Genomic DNA, 19,339 nt, shown 5'->3' with positions numbered 1-19,339 from the left:
TCGAGCGGATTCGGATCCGGCGTTGGTTTCGGTGGTGGAGCCGGTCGAGCCTGTCGGGTCGGGTGCTTTGGTGGCGGGTCTGCTGGCGTTGCCGGCGGGGGAGTTGGTTGAGGCGCTGGAGGTGATGGCACCGCAGCACCGGCGGTGGCTGGCTGGGCACGGCCCCTTTGTGGACGGGGTGCGGAAGTCCTTGCCGGGGGAGTTCCCGGGGGTTGCGGCGCGGTTGCTGGTGGTTGTGCCGGGTGAGGTGTCGCGGCCGGTGTCGGCGCGGCATGAGGCGTATGCGTGGGCGGCACGGATGCTGCGGGACCGGGAGGCTGCCACGCGGCTGCTCGGGTCGGGAGCTGCGATTGTGGTGTTGCCGCAGGACACGCCGTTGACCGGGTTGAGTTCGTTTGCGCATCTGGCAGGCAAGGTCGATGCCGAGTCCGGCAGGAGTGTCGGCACGCTGCGGGGGGTGACGGATGGCCTGATCGCGGTGGTGCCGGAGGAGAACCTGCTGGGTGAGGTCACTTCTGTGGGCCCGGCTCCGCATCAGGCTGAGGGTTATTCGGCGGCGACGCACGAGATTGCGCATCTGCTGCACACGGTTGCTTTGACGGATGCTGACCGGGATCTGGTCAGGGATGTGTATGACGCGAAGAGGAAGGCGGATGCCGAGAGGAGGGAGAAGAGGAGGCGGGGCGAGGAGGTGCGGGGTCCGGACGTGTTGTGGCCGGACGGTGTCAATCAGGATCCGGCAGCGGGCGACAATTATTCGTCGGGGAACGAGTATGAGTTCTTCGCGCAGCTCAGCAATGTTTATCTGGGGACCAATCACGGCACGGACCCGGCGACGGGCCGTTTGCGTCACAACGGTGCCGAGTGGGTGCGTGTGCATGAGCCGGAGCTGCTGGGATTGCTGGAGCGGTTGTATGGCCCGGTCGGTGAGTCGGCGGGTGGTGCGGAAGCCAACCCGGTGGCGGCGACGGGGGCGGACAACGCGAGGTATGAGGCGTTCCGTGACTTCATGAACGGTGTCGCCACGGCCCCCGACACGGAGGCCGGGACGGCGTACGACGCCGCTGTACGGCAGGCCGAAATCGCCCGTGAGGCGGCCGACGCCACGGTCCAAGACGCCGAGACAGAGCTGTCCCGGATCGAACAGTCGATCCGGGACGCCCGAGCCCTGCCGACCGTGGAGCAGGTGCGAAAGGCCCGGGTGGCGTGGCGGCAGGCGCAGGCCGAGACGCGGAGTATCGAGCGGATGGCGTCGTCCGGTGCGCCCTTGCCGGATCTGGACGCGGCACGGGAACGTGAGCAGGCTGCCAGGCGGCGGTGGAATGAGCTCCAGAAGCGGCACCAGGACCGCATGACCGCGCTGAGCACCGCACAGGCCGCTCTTCCCGCCGCCCGTGCCGCGGTCGAGACCGCACGCGAGAACCAGGCCCGAGTCTGGCAGTCGACCGGCACTGCGGTGAGCGAGGCCGGGCAGGAGGTGCAGCGCCGGGCACATCAGGCCGGCGCGCTGGACGTCGACACGGCGGGGGAGCCGGCGCCGGCTGGCCCGTCGACTCCGTCCAGCGACCGGCCATCGACTCCGACCGTCTCCGGAACGGCGGACGGGGTGCCGGAGCCGGACGAAGGCCGCCGCGGTGAAGACCCCGCTGCCACGGAGGCGTCGCCGACCGTGGAGGCCGACGCGGCGCTGTTCCGGGCGATCCGGTCCCTGCTCCCGCAGGGGACACCGGTTCCCGGCGCCGAGGCTGGTTCCTTGGTGCAGGTTCCGGCTTCGGTGGTGCGGGAGCACGCGCGGGCATGGTGGTCGGAGATGGGCGGCACGCCCGAAACGACGCCTGAGGCACTTGAGCAGGTGTTCCAGCAGGTCGCCGACCGTGTGGCACAGGGCGAGCCGCACATCCCGTACATGCTTGAGGACGCGACCGGCGGGCTGGCCGACCCGGACCGCGGCGGTATGGCATTCGGCGTCGAGATCGAGTTCGAGCTCGACGAGGGCCTCACCGGCCCGGAGAAGGAAGCCCGCTACGAGTTGATCGTCGCCGAACTCAAGAAAGCCGGGCTGACCACGCAGAATGAGATCGCCGGATACCACCAGGCGGTGGACAGGGGCTACGCGGAATCCAGGGACGGATGGCTCTTGGAGCGGGACCCCACGGTGGGTGTGGAGCTGGTCTCCCCGATCCTGCGCGACACCCGGCAGACGTGGGAGGACCTGCGCACCGCCGTCCGCGTCATCCGCAGGAACGGCGGGCAGATCACGGCCCGGGCGGGCGGCCACGTTCATGTGAGCACCGGTCAGTTCGGCCATGACGTTCGCGCGTACGAGGCGTTGCGGGCGCTGTTCACGGGCCACCAGGACGCGCTGTTCCGGCTGGCGATGAACCCGCGCGCCGACGCGCATCGCGGCGACAAGCACGCCCGGCCGCTGCCCGAAGGCCCCCCTCCGTACACCACTGTCCGTGATGTCCCCAGCATGCGGAACGAGGACGCGCTGAGCTTCAAGCGCGTGAGGGGTAAGGGCACGGACCACGTGGAGTTCCGGGCGTGGGACGGCAGCCTGGACGAAGCGGAGATCCAGGCCAACGTCAGCATCTCCCTGGGGCTGGTGCACGCGGCCCTGCGGCTGGCCGACGACCCGAACCGGCTGCCGTCTGCCTACGAGCAGGTGGGCTCGCATTCCGCCGTGGTGCAGCGGGTGCGCCATGCGGGAAGCGGGCCGGGGTCGGTGACGGTCTTCGAGCCGGACGCGCCCGAGGTCACCGCGGGCCTGCGCGGCATGCTGGATCGCATCTTCTGGCGGCCCGCGAACCGCGCTCAGGCCATGGCCCGGTTCGCGGTGACGTCGTGGTACGGCGGCCTGGGCGCCCAAGCCGGCGAAGCCGCCGCCGAGCTGCTGGAACCGGCCGGGATTCCCGGTCTGGAGAGGCTGGCATCGCTGGGCGGTCTCTTCGTGAACCGGTTGCCCGGAGGCGCGGTGTTCCACCCCGCCCAGAGCGCGGCGGACGAGCAAGTGGCAGCCGCGGCCGACCGGCTGCGCGCCGTGTTCCCCGGGGGCAACGCCTTCGTCGCGATGCTCGCGTTCGGGCGTCGGCCACGCGCTCCGCATGCGTTCGGCCTCGGGGGCAGCACGCCGCTCACAGTGACGGAATCCGTCCCGCTGCTGAAGCACCTCGGCTGGTCGCCCGGGACACCGCTGGTGATCGCCCTTCCAGGTGAGGACACTCCTGGATCGCTCGTCAAGTGGGGCTCAGAACTGGCTGCGGCGCTGGGGCAGCCCGTCTACATCCCGGCCAGCGCCGACGAGTACGCCGAGGTGACCGAGATACCGTCGAGCCGCCTGGCCGGCGTCCCGGGCGTGGAAATCTTCGGTCCGTCCGAGGGCGAGGTGACCGACGACGGCGATATGGTCGTGCTGCCCGGGGCGGCGTGGTTGCGGCTGCCGCCGGGGCCGGCGGCCGGCGGCACGGGCCAGACCGACGACGCCTGGTCGGCCGGAACCGGCCTGGTGCGCTATCGCTACCCTGTCGACCCCGACCCCGACCCCGACCCCGACCCCGACCCCGACCCCGACCCCGACCCCGACCCCGACCCCGGCACAGCCGCGCCGCAGGTGTCCCTGCTGGCGTCGCCGCCCGTCTTCGACACGGCGGCCGGTCCCGCCTCCGCTGCCCCGGAAGGTGAGAACACCACTGCCGCAGGTCTCGCAGCGGCGTGGGAAGCACATGCGGGAGCGCTGTCCGCGCTCGGCGCGGCCACCGCCGAAGCCGTGGCGCTGGAGCGCGACAGCGGTGACGAGCGTGCGGTGGAGCATGCCCGGGCCAAGACGGACGACGCGCGTCGGCGGCTTGAGGACGTTGAGGCGCGGCTGCTGGCGCTGGGTGTCGCGGCGGACGCGCTGGGCGCGGCACGGGGCACGGGTGATGCGGCGATGACCGGCCTGGGCGACGAATCCGACGCCGCTGACGCGTTCTGGGCAGTCCCGGCCGACGCTGACGGGCATCGGTGGATCGCGCGCCAGGTGACTGAGGAGGACCTCCCGTCCCAAGCGCCGATCCCGACCGCGAGCGAGACTGTCGGTCATGAGGAGATAGAAGCCGCGGGCATCGCGCTCTCTCCGGGACTGCGGACCGAGATGGCCCTGCATGGCGATAACCGGCTGCCCATGGGTGTGCTGTCGCCGCTGGACCAGGTCCGGGTACGGATGGCCCGGCCCGAGGCATGGACGGACATAGCCGACGAGGTGGCCGCGAACGCGACGCGGCGACTGTGGGCGGGGGCGTACGCCGACTTTGTGGGTGCCGCGCCCGAAGAGTCGGATGCGACGGACATCGCAGGGGCCTGGTTCGCCGCCGTCGCCCTGGTACTGCCGGCGGAGCCGCACCCGGTGCTCGTCGACTACCGTTACAGCGCAGTCGAGTTCCGTGACGCGGTGCGCCGGGTCGCGGACCATCTGCTGGATGGGAGAACCGGCACCGGGCCCGTACCGAAATCCGCCGTCGAACTGGCCGACACCCTCCGTTCAGCTCAAGGTCTGCGGCGACGCTGGACCACACCCGCCACCGACACCGCGGCAGCACCACACGCCGCGTCCGGTGTGCGGAAGGAGAATGCGCAGGTGCCCTTGCCGCAGTCGGGGACCGGCTCGGACATGCCCGACCTCGACATGCCCGACTTCGACATGCCTGACGGTGTGTTCGACCCCGACCTGTCGCTCCTGGGGAACGAACCTGGGGACTTCGATTTCAGCGATCTCGGATCGGGCTGGGCCGACCTGGAGAACGGACTCAGCGATTTCGATTTCGGCTTGGACATGTTCGGATCCACCGCCCCTGGCCCGGACTTGACCGCTCTGGACACAGGCAGCGGGCAGTCTGTGTTCGTCACCCCGGTAGCGCCGGACTCGGCGGCCTCGCCGCTCGCCCCGCTGCCCCCGCTGAGCCTCGTAAAATACGGCCACAAGCAGACGACCCCTTCATCGGAGGCGGACGTCGAACGGCTGGCGTTTCACGTAGCCAGGGCAGCCCTGCGCAACTGGCGTATCGGGGTGCCACTGCCGAAGATCGACATCGCCGGGTATGGCGCCGACGCTCGCATGGCCGGAGTCGCGCGGGTGCGGGAACAGGCCGCGCGACAGATGGGTGACCAGCGCGCGCAGGCCGCGCACACGCTCTTTGTCCATCAGCTGGATCGCGCGCTGCGCACCCTCCAGGGAAACCCTGCGCCAGGGCAGCCCTGGCTGACCTCAAAGGACTTCAGGATCACTTCGCGCGGCCGCGCCCGCGTGCCCAGCCGGGGCGTCACCGTGGCCGCGTCCGAGTTCGTGAGCCACGCGAACCTGGGTCGGCAAGCCACGATCGCCATCACATCCTCGGGCCCGGCGGCGGCGGTGGAGACCCTGGACGCGTTGCGCCGCGGGGACCGGGCGCTGGGGGCCGGGGCGCTGAACATGGACGCGGTCGCCCGGCGGCTTCTGCACCTGGAGCCGCTCGTGCCCGTGACTCCGCAACAGCGCAGCTACCTGTACACGATGGTCGAGCGTGCGATAGCAGCCGGGCGGGCGACCTCTCTGGCCGCGCTCACGGCGTTCCGCATCCAGGAGACAGGTGTGCTGGCGGCCGACCGTGCTCAGTACGTCCACGTGGGCGGTACCCGGGTACCGGGCTTGAATTGGACCGGCTCCGACACAGCTGAACTGAACGGCATGTTCGTCGAGGACCTCTCGCCCGACCAGGCAGGCGGGTTCGTCCCCACCGGATTGTCGGAGTTTGCCCCGTGGGCTTTTGGTGTGATCCCGTACCCCGTCCTCGCCGAGGGGCGCCACGACATGGTGACGCTGCGGCTGCCCGACGGCACGACGGAGGACCTGGACATAGATGTGTTCGTCGAGCTTGTCGCGAACGACCCGGCGCTACAGAGTCTGCCGTCTGACGTCCCGATGGTGCTGGCCATCCCGTTCGCCGCTGACCGGTACCTGGAACTGCCGAGGAAGCTCGCGCAGCGTACCGGCCGTCTCGTATGGGCGCACAGCGGCCTCGTACGCCGCCACCCCGACCCCGCCGCGCAGAACACCATGGCCGTGATCCGGCGGGACGGGCACCCGGTCGGCGTCTGGGTGCCAGTCTCGCCTGGTCTGGCACCTGACGTGGACGACGATGCCCCGGTCTGGCACCGCGACGTACTGACCCAGCCCATTGTGAGCATGATGACGGGAGAGCAGATCGGCCGCAGCTTGCACGTGCCGTCCGAACTCGTCGGCCCCGGACAGCGCGAAAGTAACTTCCGCCGACTCGACCAGATGACGACGTTCGTCTACTTCAACCCCGCCACAGGCACGACGTCCGCCGAGTTCCCGCTCAAAGCCCCCGGTCCGCAGGAGAAGGCGTACTACCTGGCGGGACACGGTGCACCGGGCATCCTTCAGCTGCCGCTGGCCGGAGGAGGGTCGCGGATGGCCGACCGGCGCGAGGCGGGGGAGTGGCTGCGGCGACGCAAGAGCCTGTCGAGCCGGCCCAAGGACCACTGGATTGACTTGGTGGTCTGCTACAGCTCGGCACTGGTGGACAGCGCTGTGCAGGATGCCTCTCGGCTCGGTGACTCTTACCCCGTACCGTTCGCCGCTGACGAACTCGCGGGCGACACGATGTCCCTGGGCGAGTCCCTGGCGAAGGACACTGACCGCACGGTGAGCTTGTCCGTAGCCATGCAAGGCGTGGGGGACAGGCGAACTCTGTGGAACGCCGCGAGCGGACAGCGATGGTGGTGGGACATCCATCGTCCGCCTCTGACCGAGGCAGAGCTGGACCGGCTGGCGGAGCTCGCCAGGCTCGAGGGTGGGTCGACGCCGGAGAAGCGCGCTGCGGCACTGCGCGTGATGCGGGCCCTGCGTCAGCTCTTCGGATACGACGTGGAGGACTCCGCCGACTACACGACCCTGTTCCGCGGCGCCGCCGCCATCAGCAACATGTGGCATGCCGATCCAGACCTCGGCCCGACCGGTCCGTTCTCCACGGCCCTGCTGCGCCGGGTAGTTGCGTCGCACCCATCGGCCGCGTCCGGAGTGGACCCGCAGACCGGCCACCGGGTGCTGGCCGATGCGGCACAGGTACCGCATGCCGGAACCCGGATGCCCGTGAGCCGGTTCGTGGACCTGTCGGTGCCGCGATCAGCTGCCCGGTGGCTCCAAACGAATGCGGCCGCGGTGGACGCGGCCGCCGCAGCGCTGAAACTCGCCGGCCCCTCGGGGGTGGGTGCGCCCGAGAGGGCGCGGATGTTCTGGGCGCGTGTCAAGGCCGAGGAGAGACTACGCACGGCCGGCCCCGACGCGGACGCCCTTACCACCAAGGTGCTGCACCTCGACCCCGCCGTCGGGGTAGACGACGCGCTGCGCGGCCAGGCACTGATGCTGCTCACCCTCGGATTCGCGATGGGCCGGGACATGAGCGACCCGAACGTGGCCGTCGCGTACGGCCTGGAGAGGCGTGGCGCGTTCGACCAGTCCGCGGTGACCACGACCATGGGGCTCTCCTCGGGCGGTGGCCGCAACTGGAGTTCCGGCCCGGCCCTCGGGCACACGCTGGACCAGTTCAGATTGCCCACCGGTGCCCTCGTCGACGCGCCGTGGGCCGGGCGGGACGCGTCCGGCGCGGACAGGCCCGTCCCCTACCTGGTGCAGGTGGGCACGGACCGTCAGAACCCCAGCATTCTCGAGGTGACCTTCGGCGGCACGACGTACCGGGTGTCGGCCGCCGAACTCGCCGAGCTGCTCGCCGCAGATGCGGTACTGCAGCGAAAGGAGCTGTCGACCCCCGTCCTCTTGGCGCTGAACGGGTTCGACGGGCTCGCGTTCAACGCGGACACGGTGGCCCAGCGGCTGGGCCGCAGGGTGTGGTGGACGCCCTTCCCGGCGGTGATGTCCGCGCTGCCTGGCGTGGGCGCCACAGTGCTTACGCTTGGGGAGTCGCTGTCCCTATCGATCAGCCCGACGGCCACTGACGTGTTCGAGGCCCTGCCCGTCGACCCGAGCGCACCCCAGGAGGTCCGCCGTCCGGTTCAGCCGCTCGCGGCGGCGCGACAGGAGCACACGCGGTCGCGGGGGGCGGGCGTTGTCCGGGATGGCGGTGCGGTGATGGTGCCGCGTTCGTCGGCTGGTGATCCCATGCAGGGTGTGCAGGCGGCCATGCGGGATGTGGAGTTGGATTCGCATTCGGTCCTCGCGGCTCCCGTTGCCGGGCCGGAGATTCGTGCGTTGCCGGAGTTGCCGTCGCACAGCCTCGTGGCGTTCGCTCCCAGGACCGATGTGCCGTCCGCGGAAGGAGAGGAGGGCGTCGAGCGACTGGCGGTTGAGGTGGCTGAGGCCGGGCTGCGCAACCGGCGGGAAGACGTGGCGCTGCCACGCATCGACATCACCGGCTACGGGTCCGAGGCCAGGACGAGCAGGCGGCGTGCGCTGTCCTCGCGTGAGCTGTTCCTGAGCGCGCTCGACCGCGCGCTGTACGACCTACAGCAGGAACGCGGGGACATGGGCCTGATGGCCGCGGACTTCACGGTGGAGTACCGGGGCTTGACAAAGGTGCCGGATGCCGTGGTCGGCGAGGGCGATCTTGCGGGCGTGTCACGGTCGGAGCTGGGCCGGCAGGCGGTGATCTCTGTTTCGCTGCCGCCGGAGGCCGCCGCGCTCCAGACGCTGGATGTCCTGCGTGGGCGTGACCGTGAGCTGCGTGACAGTGCTCTGGACGTGGCTGCGATCGCCCGTAGGGTGCTGCATCTCGCCCCCGACACCGCTGTGGGGGAGCCCGAGCGCGCAGAGCTGTTCGCGCTGGTGACCCGGGCTGAGCAGGCGGGGATGACGACGAGTCTGGCGTCGCTGGGCGGCTTCTTCCTGATGGATGATCTTGATGTGATCGCGTCGGGCCGGGACCGGCGCTTCACCGACCGGGGCCGCACGGTCCCGGGCCTCAACTGGACGTCGGCCACCGGTGACCTCGACACCGCGCACACTCGCATCCTGGAGGTGGATGAGGACGGCAACGCCAAGGCCCCGGAGGTCGACAAGGAGGGCAACGCCAAGGAACGGAAGCTGAAGGCTCCCTGGCCGGAGGACTCCTACGTCGTGAGTGCCGGGACCCGCCCCGACGGAATAGTCCTGCTGCGGCCGGACGGCTCGGAGCTGCCGGTGCGCGGAGACGTGTTCGTCGAGGTGGTCGCGGCGGACGTGGCTCGACTGTCTAACCGGGGGAGGCTCTCGCGGGACACGGAGATCGTGCTGGTGATCCCCTTCACCGCGCATGGTTACGTCAGGCTGCCGCGTATGCTGTCGGACCGTACGGGTCTGAAGGTGTGGGGACACACCGGTGAAGCGGTGATCCCTGAGGGACCCGTCGACCCCGGCACGCGGCGGACCATCGAAGTCGTCTCCCGCCCCACGATGTTTGAGGGCGACTGGCTCGCAAGCACCCCAGGCCTGGCTCCTGATCCGGATGACGATCCACCCGCCTGGCACCATGAGGTGTGGACACAACCCATTGTGAGCAGCACCACCGGCCTGCAGATCGGTCGCGCCTCGCACAGCACTTACCAGCAGAAGTTCCTTGAGAACGACCAGCGTCATCTTGACCAGGCCAGGACGTACCTGCACAGGAACAGGGCCACCAACGTCATGTTCGGGGAGTCGGAGCTGCCGCGTCCGGGGCCGGAGAGCAAGGCCTACCGGCTGGACCTGCACGGCCTGCCCGGTGTGCTCTCCCTGTACATGCGCGACGGCAGCTATCGGCCGGTCGGTTTCAGGGAAGCCGGCGGGTGGCTCAGGCGCCGTAAGAGTCTGACGAGTCTGCCGAACGATTACTGGATCGACATGGTGGTCTGTTACAGCGGATCGCCCGAGGACAGTTCCGTGCCGACCGTGGGGCAACAGTGGGATGGTTCACCCTCCGCTTGGAACGCGGACCCGCTGCGTAACTTCTCGGCGGCGCACCACGTGTCCAACCCCACGCAGCGGTGGGTGCGGATGACCACCCTTTCTCAAGGCACGACGTGGGGTGCCGACGGGCAGCCCGTGCGCTTCGTCACAACGGATCTGCAGGGGCGGCTCGGGCGGTTCGATCTGGTGCGGCCGCATCCGGAGGGGGCGGAACTCGACCGGCGGGTCAGGGTCGCGGGGTTCGCCGCGGGTGCTCAGGTCACGGACGAGGAGCGTGCCCGGACGCTGCCCCTCGTGGAGGCTTTGCGGCTGGTGTTCGGACCGTACGTGGACGATGCGTCCGATTACGACGATCTGCTGCGTGGTGTGGCGGACGTCGACCGGATGTGGAGTGCCCAGGCATCCTCCGGTGATGCCGGCTGGTTCACCCTGGATCTGCTGCGGCGGGTGATCGCGGCGCATCCGGAGGCCGCCTCGGGCGTGAACCAGAGGGTCGCCCGGCGGGTCCTGACAGCCGCGACGGCGCACTGGGCGACGTACCCCGGCGATCCACGGATCGACACCTTTGTGCGGCTGCCGGCGGTGGACGCCGCCACGGTGTGGATGCAGGCCAACGATCTCGATGCCGAGGCCAGTGCCGTTTTGAACCTGCGCCGGAGCGATGTGGGTGTGGCCGAACGGTCGCGGATTTTCTGGGCGAGGGTCAAGGCCGAGGAGACATTGGCCGTGCAAGGACCACACGTGGACAGCTACGTCGTCCGGCTCCTTCATCTACCGTGGCCCGGGCCGACCTCGCAGGAGCGACGCGACGACGCGTTGCACGTGCTCACCCGGGGGTTCGCGGTGGGCCGGGACATGTCCGATGTGAAGGCGGCGGCTGCCTACACGCTGGAGCTGGCCGGAGCATTCACCGGCACCTCGCTGGTTACGTCGTCGGACGGTGGGGACGGTGCCGGCCGGGACTTCACGGGCGACCTGCCCACGCGGCGAGTGGTGGACCTGACGAAGGTCATCACGGCCGCGGGAGAGCTGGACGCGCCGTGGGAGGCGGACAAGGCTGCGCCGTACCTGCTGCGGGTCACCCCCGTCGCGAGCCATCGCCACCAATTGCCGCTGCACATCGGTGGGCGCAGATACCGGTCGCACAGGGACGACCTGGCCGCGCTGGTGGCCAGGGACCCGGAGCTGATGCACCAGCCACTGAACGCCGATGTGGTGCTGGTGTTCTCGGAGACGCCCGAGCTGTCCTTCGCCACCGACCTGGCCGCCGAACTCGCCGCGCAGACGGGCCGTACCGTGCACTGGAACGTCTCGCCGGCTGATCTCTCCGGACGGGCCGAATCCCGGGCCGTGCTCACGTTCGCTTCCGTGCGTGCCGACACCGTCTGGGAGTGGCACAGAACACCCCCCGGGTATGACGAGGATGTAGAGACTCCCCGTCCGGTGCCGCCGCCGCTGCCGCGCTCCATCGGCCGGAGCAGAGCTGATGCGTTGGTCCGGGCCGGAGGAGCCGGGCAGCGAGGTTCGTTCGCGCCGCGTACCGCCGTCGTGCAGGCACTGTCCGAGGACGGGTCCGCAGCGTCGCGGGGTGTCGAGGTCGTGTCCCCCGGCACGGTGCCCTCGGTGGATTCCCGCGCGGACGCGCCGGTGCGGATGCCTTCAGCGCCGATTGTGCAGACGTCCGGGTCGGTGGTCACCGCTCCGGTGGCCGCCGCCGGAGTCCGTGCGCTGCCGGCGCTGCCGTCGCACAGCCTCGTGAGATTCGCCCCCGAGAGCGACGTGGCGTCCGAAGACGACACGTCGGACATCGAACGGCTGGCGTTCGAGGTGGCCGAGGCCGGTTTGCGCAACAGGTCGGAAGACGTGGCGTTGCCGCGCATCGACATCACCGGCTATGGGGCCGACGTCTCCGGGCCGAACCTGCTGACCCTCACCGGTCACGTCAAGATGGGCAGGCGGCGTGCCCGGTCCGCGGGTGCGCTGTTCCGGTCGGCGCTCGGTCGTGCGTTGGACAGCCTTCAACAGCAGGTTCGCGCGGGAGAAGCACGCCTGACGGCTGCGGACTTCACGGTCGTGGAGCAGGGTGCGGCGAAGGCACCGCGTGATCTGGTGGGCCGGGGCGACCTCGCGGGCGTGTCGCGGCCGGAGCTGGGCCGGCAGGCGGTGATCGCTGTCTCGCTGCCGCCGGAGGCCGCCGCGCTCCAGACGCTGGATGTGCTGCGGGGGCGTGAGAGGGAATGGCGTGGCAAGGCTCTGGACGTGGATGCCGTCGCCCGCAGGGTGCTGCATCGCACGGAATCGCTCTGGCCGCAGGAGCGTGCAAGGTTCTTCGCGTTGGTGAACAAGGCGGAGCAGGCGGGGATGGCGACGAGTCTGGCGTCGTTGAGCGCGTTCAGGCTGATGAATGATCTGGACGTGATCGTGTCGGGCCGGGCCCGGCGCTTCACCGAGGGGGGCCGCCCCGTCCTGGGCCTCAACTGGGCGTCGGCCACCGGTGACCTGGACACCGCGCACAATCGCATCCTCGAAACGTATGCGGCCGGCGGCCTCAGCTACCTCGGGCGGGTGCGGGCGCGCTGGGCGGCAGATCCTTATGTCCTGAGTGCCCGAGGTACCGTCACCCGTGATTCCCTGATGGTGCGGCAGCCGAACGGCTCTGAGGTCGAGGTGAGTTTCGACGAGGCCGTGGAGCTCGTCGCGGCGGACATCGCTCGCCTGCACACGCAGAGCTCTGGACGAGTGCTCACGCGGAACACGGAAATCGTGCTGGCGATCGCGTATGCCGGGGCTGGCTACGCCGAGTTGCCGCGCAAGCTGAGGGATCGTACGGGTCTGACGGTGTGGGCGTACACCGGCGACGTGGTGATCCTTGAGAACCCTGTCTCCCCGGGTGCGGAGCGGAGTATCGACGTCCTCCGTCACGCCGGGCAGCCGCAAGGCGAATGGTTCGCCACGACGTCCGGTCTGGCGCCTGATCCGGAGGACGCGCCTGCCGCTTGGGAAAGCGAGGTGTTCACGCATCCCATCGTCAGCGGTGTCACCCAGCGGCAGATCGGCCGTGCCTACCACAATTACGCCTTCATGGCGAAAATCGCGGACGACATACGTCACTTCGACCGGATGTCGACCTTCTTGCACTACCACCCAGGCAGCGGCGAGTTCTTCGGGGAGTCGGAGCTGCCGCGTCCGGGGCCGGAGAGCAAGGCCCACCGGCTGGACATGCACGGTGCACCCGGCAGGCTATTCATGGATACCCACGACGGTGGGACCCTGGAAATCGTTCCGCGGCAGGACCGGGGGTGGCTCAGGCGCCGAAAGAGTCTGACGAGTCTGCCGAAGGACTACTGGATCGACATGGTGGTCTGTCACAGCGGGTCGCCCGAGGACAGTTCCGTGCCGGTTCGGAAGGAGGCCGGGCTGAGAGGTTTCCCCAATGCCTTCAATGCGGACCCGATTCGTAATTTCTCGGCGGCGCAGTACGTGGCCAACCCCACGCGTCGGTGGGTGCGGATGTCCACCTTCAGTCAAGGCACGACGCTGGGTGCCGGCGGGCGGCCCGCGCGCTATGTCACAACGGATCTGCAGGGGCGGCTCGGGCGGTTCGATCTGGTGCGGCCGCATCCGGAGGGCGCGGAATTCGACCGGCGGGTGAGGGTCGCGGGGTTCGCCGCGGGTGCTCAGGTCACGGACGAGGAGCGTGCCCGGACGTTGCCCCTGGTGGAGGCTTTGCGGCTGGTGTTCGGAATGCACGTGGACGACGCGTCCGATTACGACGATCTGCTGCGTGGTGTGGCGGACGTCGACCGGATGTGGAGTGCCCAGGCATTCTCCGGTGATGCCGGCTGGTTCACCCTGGATCTGCTGCAGCGGGTGATCGCGGCGCATCCGGAGGCCGCCTCGGGCGTGAACCAGAGGGTCGCCCGGCGGGTCCTGACAGCCGCGACGGCGCACCGGGTGAGCCACCCTGGTGCTCCGCTGACGTCGTTCGTGCAGCTGCCGCGGGTGGATGACGCCGTGGAGTGGACGAAGCGCGAGATCCTCACCGTAGAGGCGAGTTACGTTCTGGACATGCCCGAGGCGAACGTGGGCGTGGCCGAGCGGTCGCGGATGTTCTGGGCGCGGGTGAAGGCCGAGGAGGCCTTGGCCGCCCCGGGACGGGATGTGAACGATTTCGTCGCCCGGGTCCTCCATGAGCGGCCCTCGTCGGTTGCGGATGATGACCGAGAGGACGCGTTGGACAAGCTCACCCGGGGGTTCGCGGTGGGCCGGGAGATGTCCGATGTGAATGTGGCGGGTGCCTACACGCTGGAGCTGTCCGGAGCGTTCGCCGATACGGCGCTGACCACGCGGGTGGGAAGTGGGCAGGGTGCGGGCCGGGACTTCACCGGTGAGGGAGTGCCCTCAGTGGTGGACATGACGCAGTTCATCACGCCGGACGGAACGGAGGCCGCCCCGTGGGGTGAGACGGGGTACCTGCTGCGAGTCACTCCACACGCGTACCTTCTCGACTCCCTGGACATGACCTTCAATGGCCTGCCGCGGGTCGCGCACAGGGACGACTTGCCCGAGTTGATGGCCTGGGACCCAGAGCTGATGCGCGAGGAGCTGACAGTTCCTGTAGTGCTGGTGTTCTCGCGGAGAACCGGCCGGGCCGAGGACATGGCCGGTAAGCTCGCCCAGCGGCTGGGCCGTGTCGTGTGGTGGAACGACTTCACAGCTGATCTTTCCGGCACGATCGGTTCCCGGGCTGCGATCCGCTTCGCAGGACCGGGGGCGCACTGGACGGGCCCGCCGCCCCCGCCGGTCAAGTGGCGGGTAGCGCGCCCCGTGGCGCCCGTCAAGATGGTGATGAGTCCGCTTCCTTCCCCGGCGCCGCTGCCTCGCTCCGCTGGTCAGGATGTGGCTGATGCGCGGGTCCCGGGCGGGGCCACCCGGAGTGCGGTGCCGGGGGCTTCCGCGTCTCAGCCGCGGGCCGCCTCTGCGGGGACGGTGCCTGTCGCTCCGATGGCCGAGACGACGCAGCAACTCGCCGAAGTCGGACTGGACATCACGCTCCGGCCGGCCGGTCTCTCCACCGAGCCCACCGAGCCCACCGAGCCCACCGAGCCCACCGAGCCCACCGACACCGGCCTCGGCTCCGTGCTCTCCGACCGCAGGCCGATGTCCGAGATGATGGCCGATATCGATGCCGACGTGGTGATGCAGGACGCGCCGGATCCGGTGGATCGGGTGGTAGTGCGGGGCGGTAGTGGCGCGCCGGTCGTGGTGTCCGTGGCGCCGGTGTCGAGGCCCGGGGAGGCTGCGGGCGCGGTGTTGACGCCGGAACACGTGTCGGCGTTGCGGACGCTGGATGTTCTGCGTAGCCGTGAGCCGGAGCTGCGTGTTGGACCGCTGGACGTGGACGGACTCGCCCGCAGGGTGCTGCACCTGGACTCCGCTGCCCCGGTCGGGGAGAACCTGCGTAAGGAGTTGCTGGACCTGGTGGGCGGGGCGGTGCAGGCGGATTCGGCGAGGAGCCTGGCGGCTCTGGGGGCGTTCCACCTTGTGACACTGGGTGTGCTTGACGCGGGCGGAAACCCGGGTTTCACCGTCAATCACGTGCGGCGGGGTGTCGACGCGCACGGCAGGCCGGACTTCACCGTCGAACGCCGCGGTGTTCCGGGTCTGCACTGGTCGCCGCGATCGGTGCTACTGAACCCGGGCTTCACCCGAGTCGTGAGGGTGGACAAAAACGGCAGCCGCTCCAGGATCGGTGGTAACCGGACTGCTCCTTGGCGGGGATCTGAGACGCCGTATGTCGTGGACGGAGGCCAAGCGGGGCGACCGGATGCGGTGCGGGTGACTGCTCCGGGCCGTTCGGGCCTTGCGGTGTCCCAGGACGAGTTGGTGGAGCTGATCGCGGCGGACGTGGCTCGAAAGGGCGTCCCCAGCACCACCGGGGTGGTGCTGGTGGTCTCTTTCGCTGCAAGTGGATACCTCGATCTGCCGCGTAAGCTCTTTGACCGCACGGGGATGCCGGTGTGGGCGCACAGCGGCGAGGTTGAGCTTGACGGAGACGGGGTCATCACTGTCGTCCAGCGTGCAGGGCAGCCGCAGGGGGACTGGTTCCTTACGGGTCCTGGGCTGGTGTCGGACCCGGATGACGCGACCGTCGACTGGCATCGTGACGTGGTCTCGTGGCCTGTTGCCGGCGATTCCGGCGCGCAGGCCGGCCGTGTCCTGCTCTCAACCGCCGAATGGGCGAAGGAGGAGCATCGGTGGCACCGGCCGGCTATGACGACGTTCGTGCACAACGACGTGGCCACGGGTGCATCTTCGGCTCCGGAGCCGATGCCGCAACCGGGGCCGGCACACACCGCGTACGTGTTCGGCCTGCATGGCGGTCCCAATGGCTTCGGATTCCCGATGAGGGACGGCAGTGTTCGTGGTGTCCGTGCGGAGGAAGCTGTCGGCTACCTCAAGAGGCGGAGGAGTCTGGCCGGGAAAGACTGGATCGATCTTGCCGCTTGTTTCGCCGGGTCCCCCCAAGACGCCGCCGTGCCGAGCGTGCGTCACTGGTGGTACGGCTTCCCCGGGGTTTTTGTGGCTGATCGGTTGCGCCAGCAGCCGCCGGCAAAGCATTTCGCCAATGGCTTGGACCGTCCCGTACGCATGTCCTACGGCTCCCAATCCATGGGGACGGCGGGAAAGGAGCGGTACACACGCGCGGTACTAACGGATGCGCGGGGTCGGCGTGGTGCTATTGATGTGGTGTGGCCCGATCCGTCAGGTGAGGAGCTGGACCGGCTTGTGGGTGTTGCGGGATTCGCTGAGGCCGAGCGGGTTTCGGACGAGGCGCGGGGCAGGACCGTGGTTTTGGTGGAGGCGTTGCGCCAGTTGTTCAAGCGCCCGGTGGACCGTGAGGCCGGGTTCGATGGTCTGCTGCGTGGTGTGGCGGATGTGGACCGGATGTGGAGTGGTGATCCGGACTTCGCCGTGGCCGGCTGGTTCACACTGGACCTGCTGGAGCGGGTGATCACGGCGCACCCGGAGTCTGCCCGGGGAGTGGATCAGGAGACTGTCCGCCGGGTGCTGGCTGACGCGGCGCGGCAGTGGCAAAAGGCGCCCGGGACGCGACTGGTGGGCGGCTTCGTCGACCTGCCGGCGGTGAGTGCCGCCCAGAAGTGGATGCGGCGGCAGAAGGACCTTGCCTCCAGGACGGCAAGGCTGCTGCGCCTTTCCGAAACCGAGGTCGGTACGGGCGAGTTGTCGCGGATGTTCTGGGCGCGGGTGAAGGCCGAGGAAACTCTGGCCGCACAGGGCGCACGGGCGCGCGACTTCATGGATCGGCTGCACCTGGACGATTCCTCGGAGCGCGTTCGTGCGGACGCGTTGCGCTGGCTCACTGAGGGGTTCGCGGTGGGCCGGGACATGTCGGATGTGGACATGGCCGCGGCGTACGTCCTTGAGCGGAAGAGGGCTTTTGTAGGCACCTGGCTGGTCACGGAAACGGCAGCCAGGACCGGCTCGGGCCGGGACTTCACCGGTGAGAAGCTGCCACACCGGATGGACCTGAGTCAGTTCGCCGTGCCTGCCGGTCTGAAGGACGCGCCGTGGGCCGGACCCGGGGGCGCGTCCGCCCAGCCCGCGGCGCCTGAGCCGTACGTGCTGCGGATCGCCCCGAAGGCGGATGACCCGGACTTCCTGTCGGTGTCCTTCGGCGGGACGACGCACCGTTCACACATGAACGAACTGGTCGAGCTGATAGCGCGTGACCCGGTGCAGATGTCCAAGGCACGCGCCGTCCCGGTGGTGCTGGTGTCCTCGAGCCGCAGCGTCCTCCTGGGGAGCCTGTCCGACCGGCTTGCCCAGGTGCTGGGCCGCAAGGTGTGGTGGAGCGAAACCCCGGCGGACTACTCCCGCCAGGGCGCATCAGGGCGGCCGGTGCTCACCTTCGACGGGGACGTCGCGTGGGCCGAGGCGGTCCCGGCCCGCCTCGGCACAGCTGTGGCTGCGCAACACTCGTTCGGGGAGCCGTTGTCGACCGCTCCGGTGGAGGATCCCTCCGGGTTGCGGAATTCGGACAGCGGATCCGGGCCGCGGGGGCTGTCACAGGTCGAGGGCCGCCCGCAAGCCGACACTGAGCCGGGACACGCGTCCGACGACACCGAGAACCTCGCCGAGGACACCCGCGCGGCGGAGACGGGCATCCCTGCCGGCCCTGCGAGCCTCGCCACCCCATCCGTTCCCGGCGACGCCGAAGCAGGCCAGGGGAACGCCGGAAAGGTGACCTACCAGGACCTCCCGTCCACTCCGCTCGGTGTCACGTACACAGCGGACGACATGGGCCCACGAACCGTCCACTCCGACGACGAACAGGGCGTTCGCCAATTCGTCTTCGATGCGATCCTCAAGGGCAACCACGAGTCGGTCTCAGTCATCATGAACCGTCTCGAAGCCCTCAACCCGCAGCCGGCCTATGTCGCCAACCTGCGCGAGGTAGTGGCGCAGACCCCCGTCGAGGCACGGCCAGACCTCCCGCACCTTATTCATTTCGTGTGGATCGGAGGCCCCATCTCCAGAAGCGCGCTCAACAACGTGCTCGCGTGGGCGGACCGAGCACGGAACTCCCACTGGCGCGTCAACCTTTGGACGGACAGGCGCAGCACCTGGTCGTGGGCTGACCAGGCCCGGGTGAAGGGGACCAGGGGCATCGAGTTCAAGTCCATCGAGGACGCGCTCGACGAGCGGGTACGGGGCATCTACGAGGAGGCGACCAAGGGCCCGCGCAAGGCGTACCCCTTGGCCTCCGACGTCGCCCGGTACTCCATCCTCGCCAGGGTCGGCGGGGTGTACTCCGACGTGGACCTGGGGCCCGGATCGATCGATCTCAGGCACACGCGGCCGGCACTCCGTACGAATGACGTCCCGATCCTCGGGCCCCTCATTCGGGACATGAACAGCCTCTCGCACGCCCTCTCCGCTGCGGGGGCGCCGCCTTTGACGGGACCCGTGACCAGGGAGCAGGTCGCAATGGCGGCACGTCATCTGCTCAACACAGGTAGCTACGGCAACCACTTCATCGGCGCGCAGCAGAACTCGCTCGTCATGGAGACGATGATCCAAAGGATCGCCGACCGTCTCGGCGACATGGACGCCGCGGACCTCGATATGGCCGGCCCCGTCGCGACCGGGCCGTTCGCCCTCATTCAGGAGGTCGATCGCTTCATCGGCTCGGAGTTCGGCGTCCAGAACCCGAGGGCTGGAGAGCACGGGCTGTTCCAGCAGGCGGGCTCGCAGTTCCACGAGAACATGGACTGGCTGACCGCGGAGAGTGAGAACCAGAACTACTGACGAGAGTCGTCAACAAGAGTCCGGATGACTGGCATCGTGACCACAAGCGGGATCCGGATCGAAGCCGAGGTGCTCATCAGAGGACCACTC

1 protein-coding gene is annotated in these 19,339 nt (G+C 69.3%); it reads left to right on the top strand.

Annotated features, from left to right (window positions below):
• Positions 1 to 31: 31 nt before the first annotated feature.
• Positions 32 to 19,249 (top strand): lonely Cys domain-containing protein, encoded by a 19,218-nt coding sequence (locus tag H293_RS0144550; RefSeq protein ID WP_020124245.1) that lies wholly within the window; start codon positions 32 to 34, stop codon positions 19,247 to 19,249.
• Positions 19,250 to 19,339: the final 90 nt, after the last annotated feature.

The organism is Streptomyces canus 299MFChir4.1 (assembly GCF_000383615.1).
GTDB lineage: Bacteria > Actinomycetota > Actinomycetes > Streptomycetales > Streptomycetaceae > Streptomyces > Streptomyces canus_C.
Note: the sequence above shows the minus strand (reverse complement) of the source record. Positions and strands in the feature narration are given on the sequence as shown.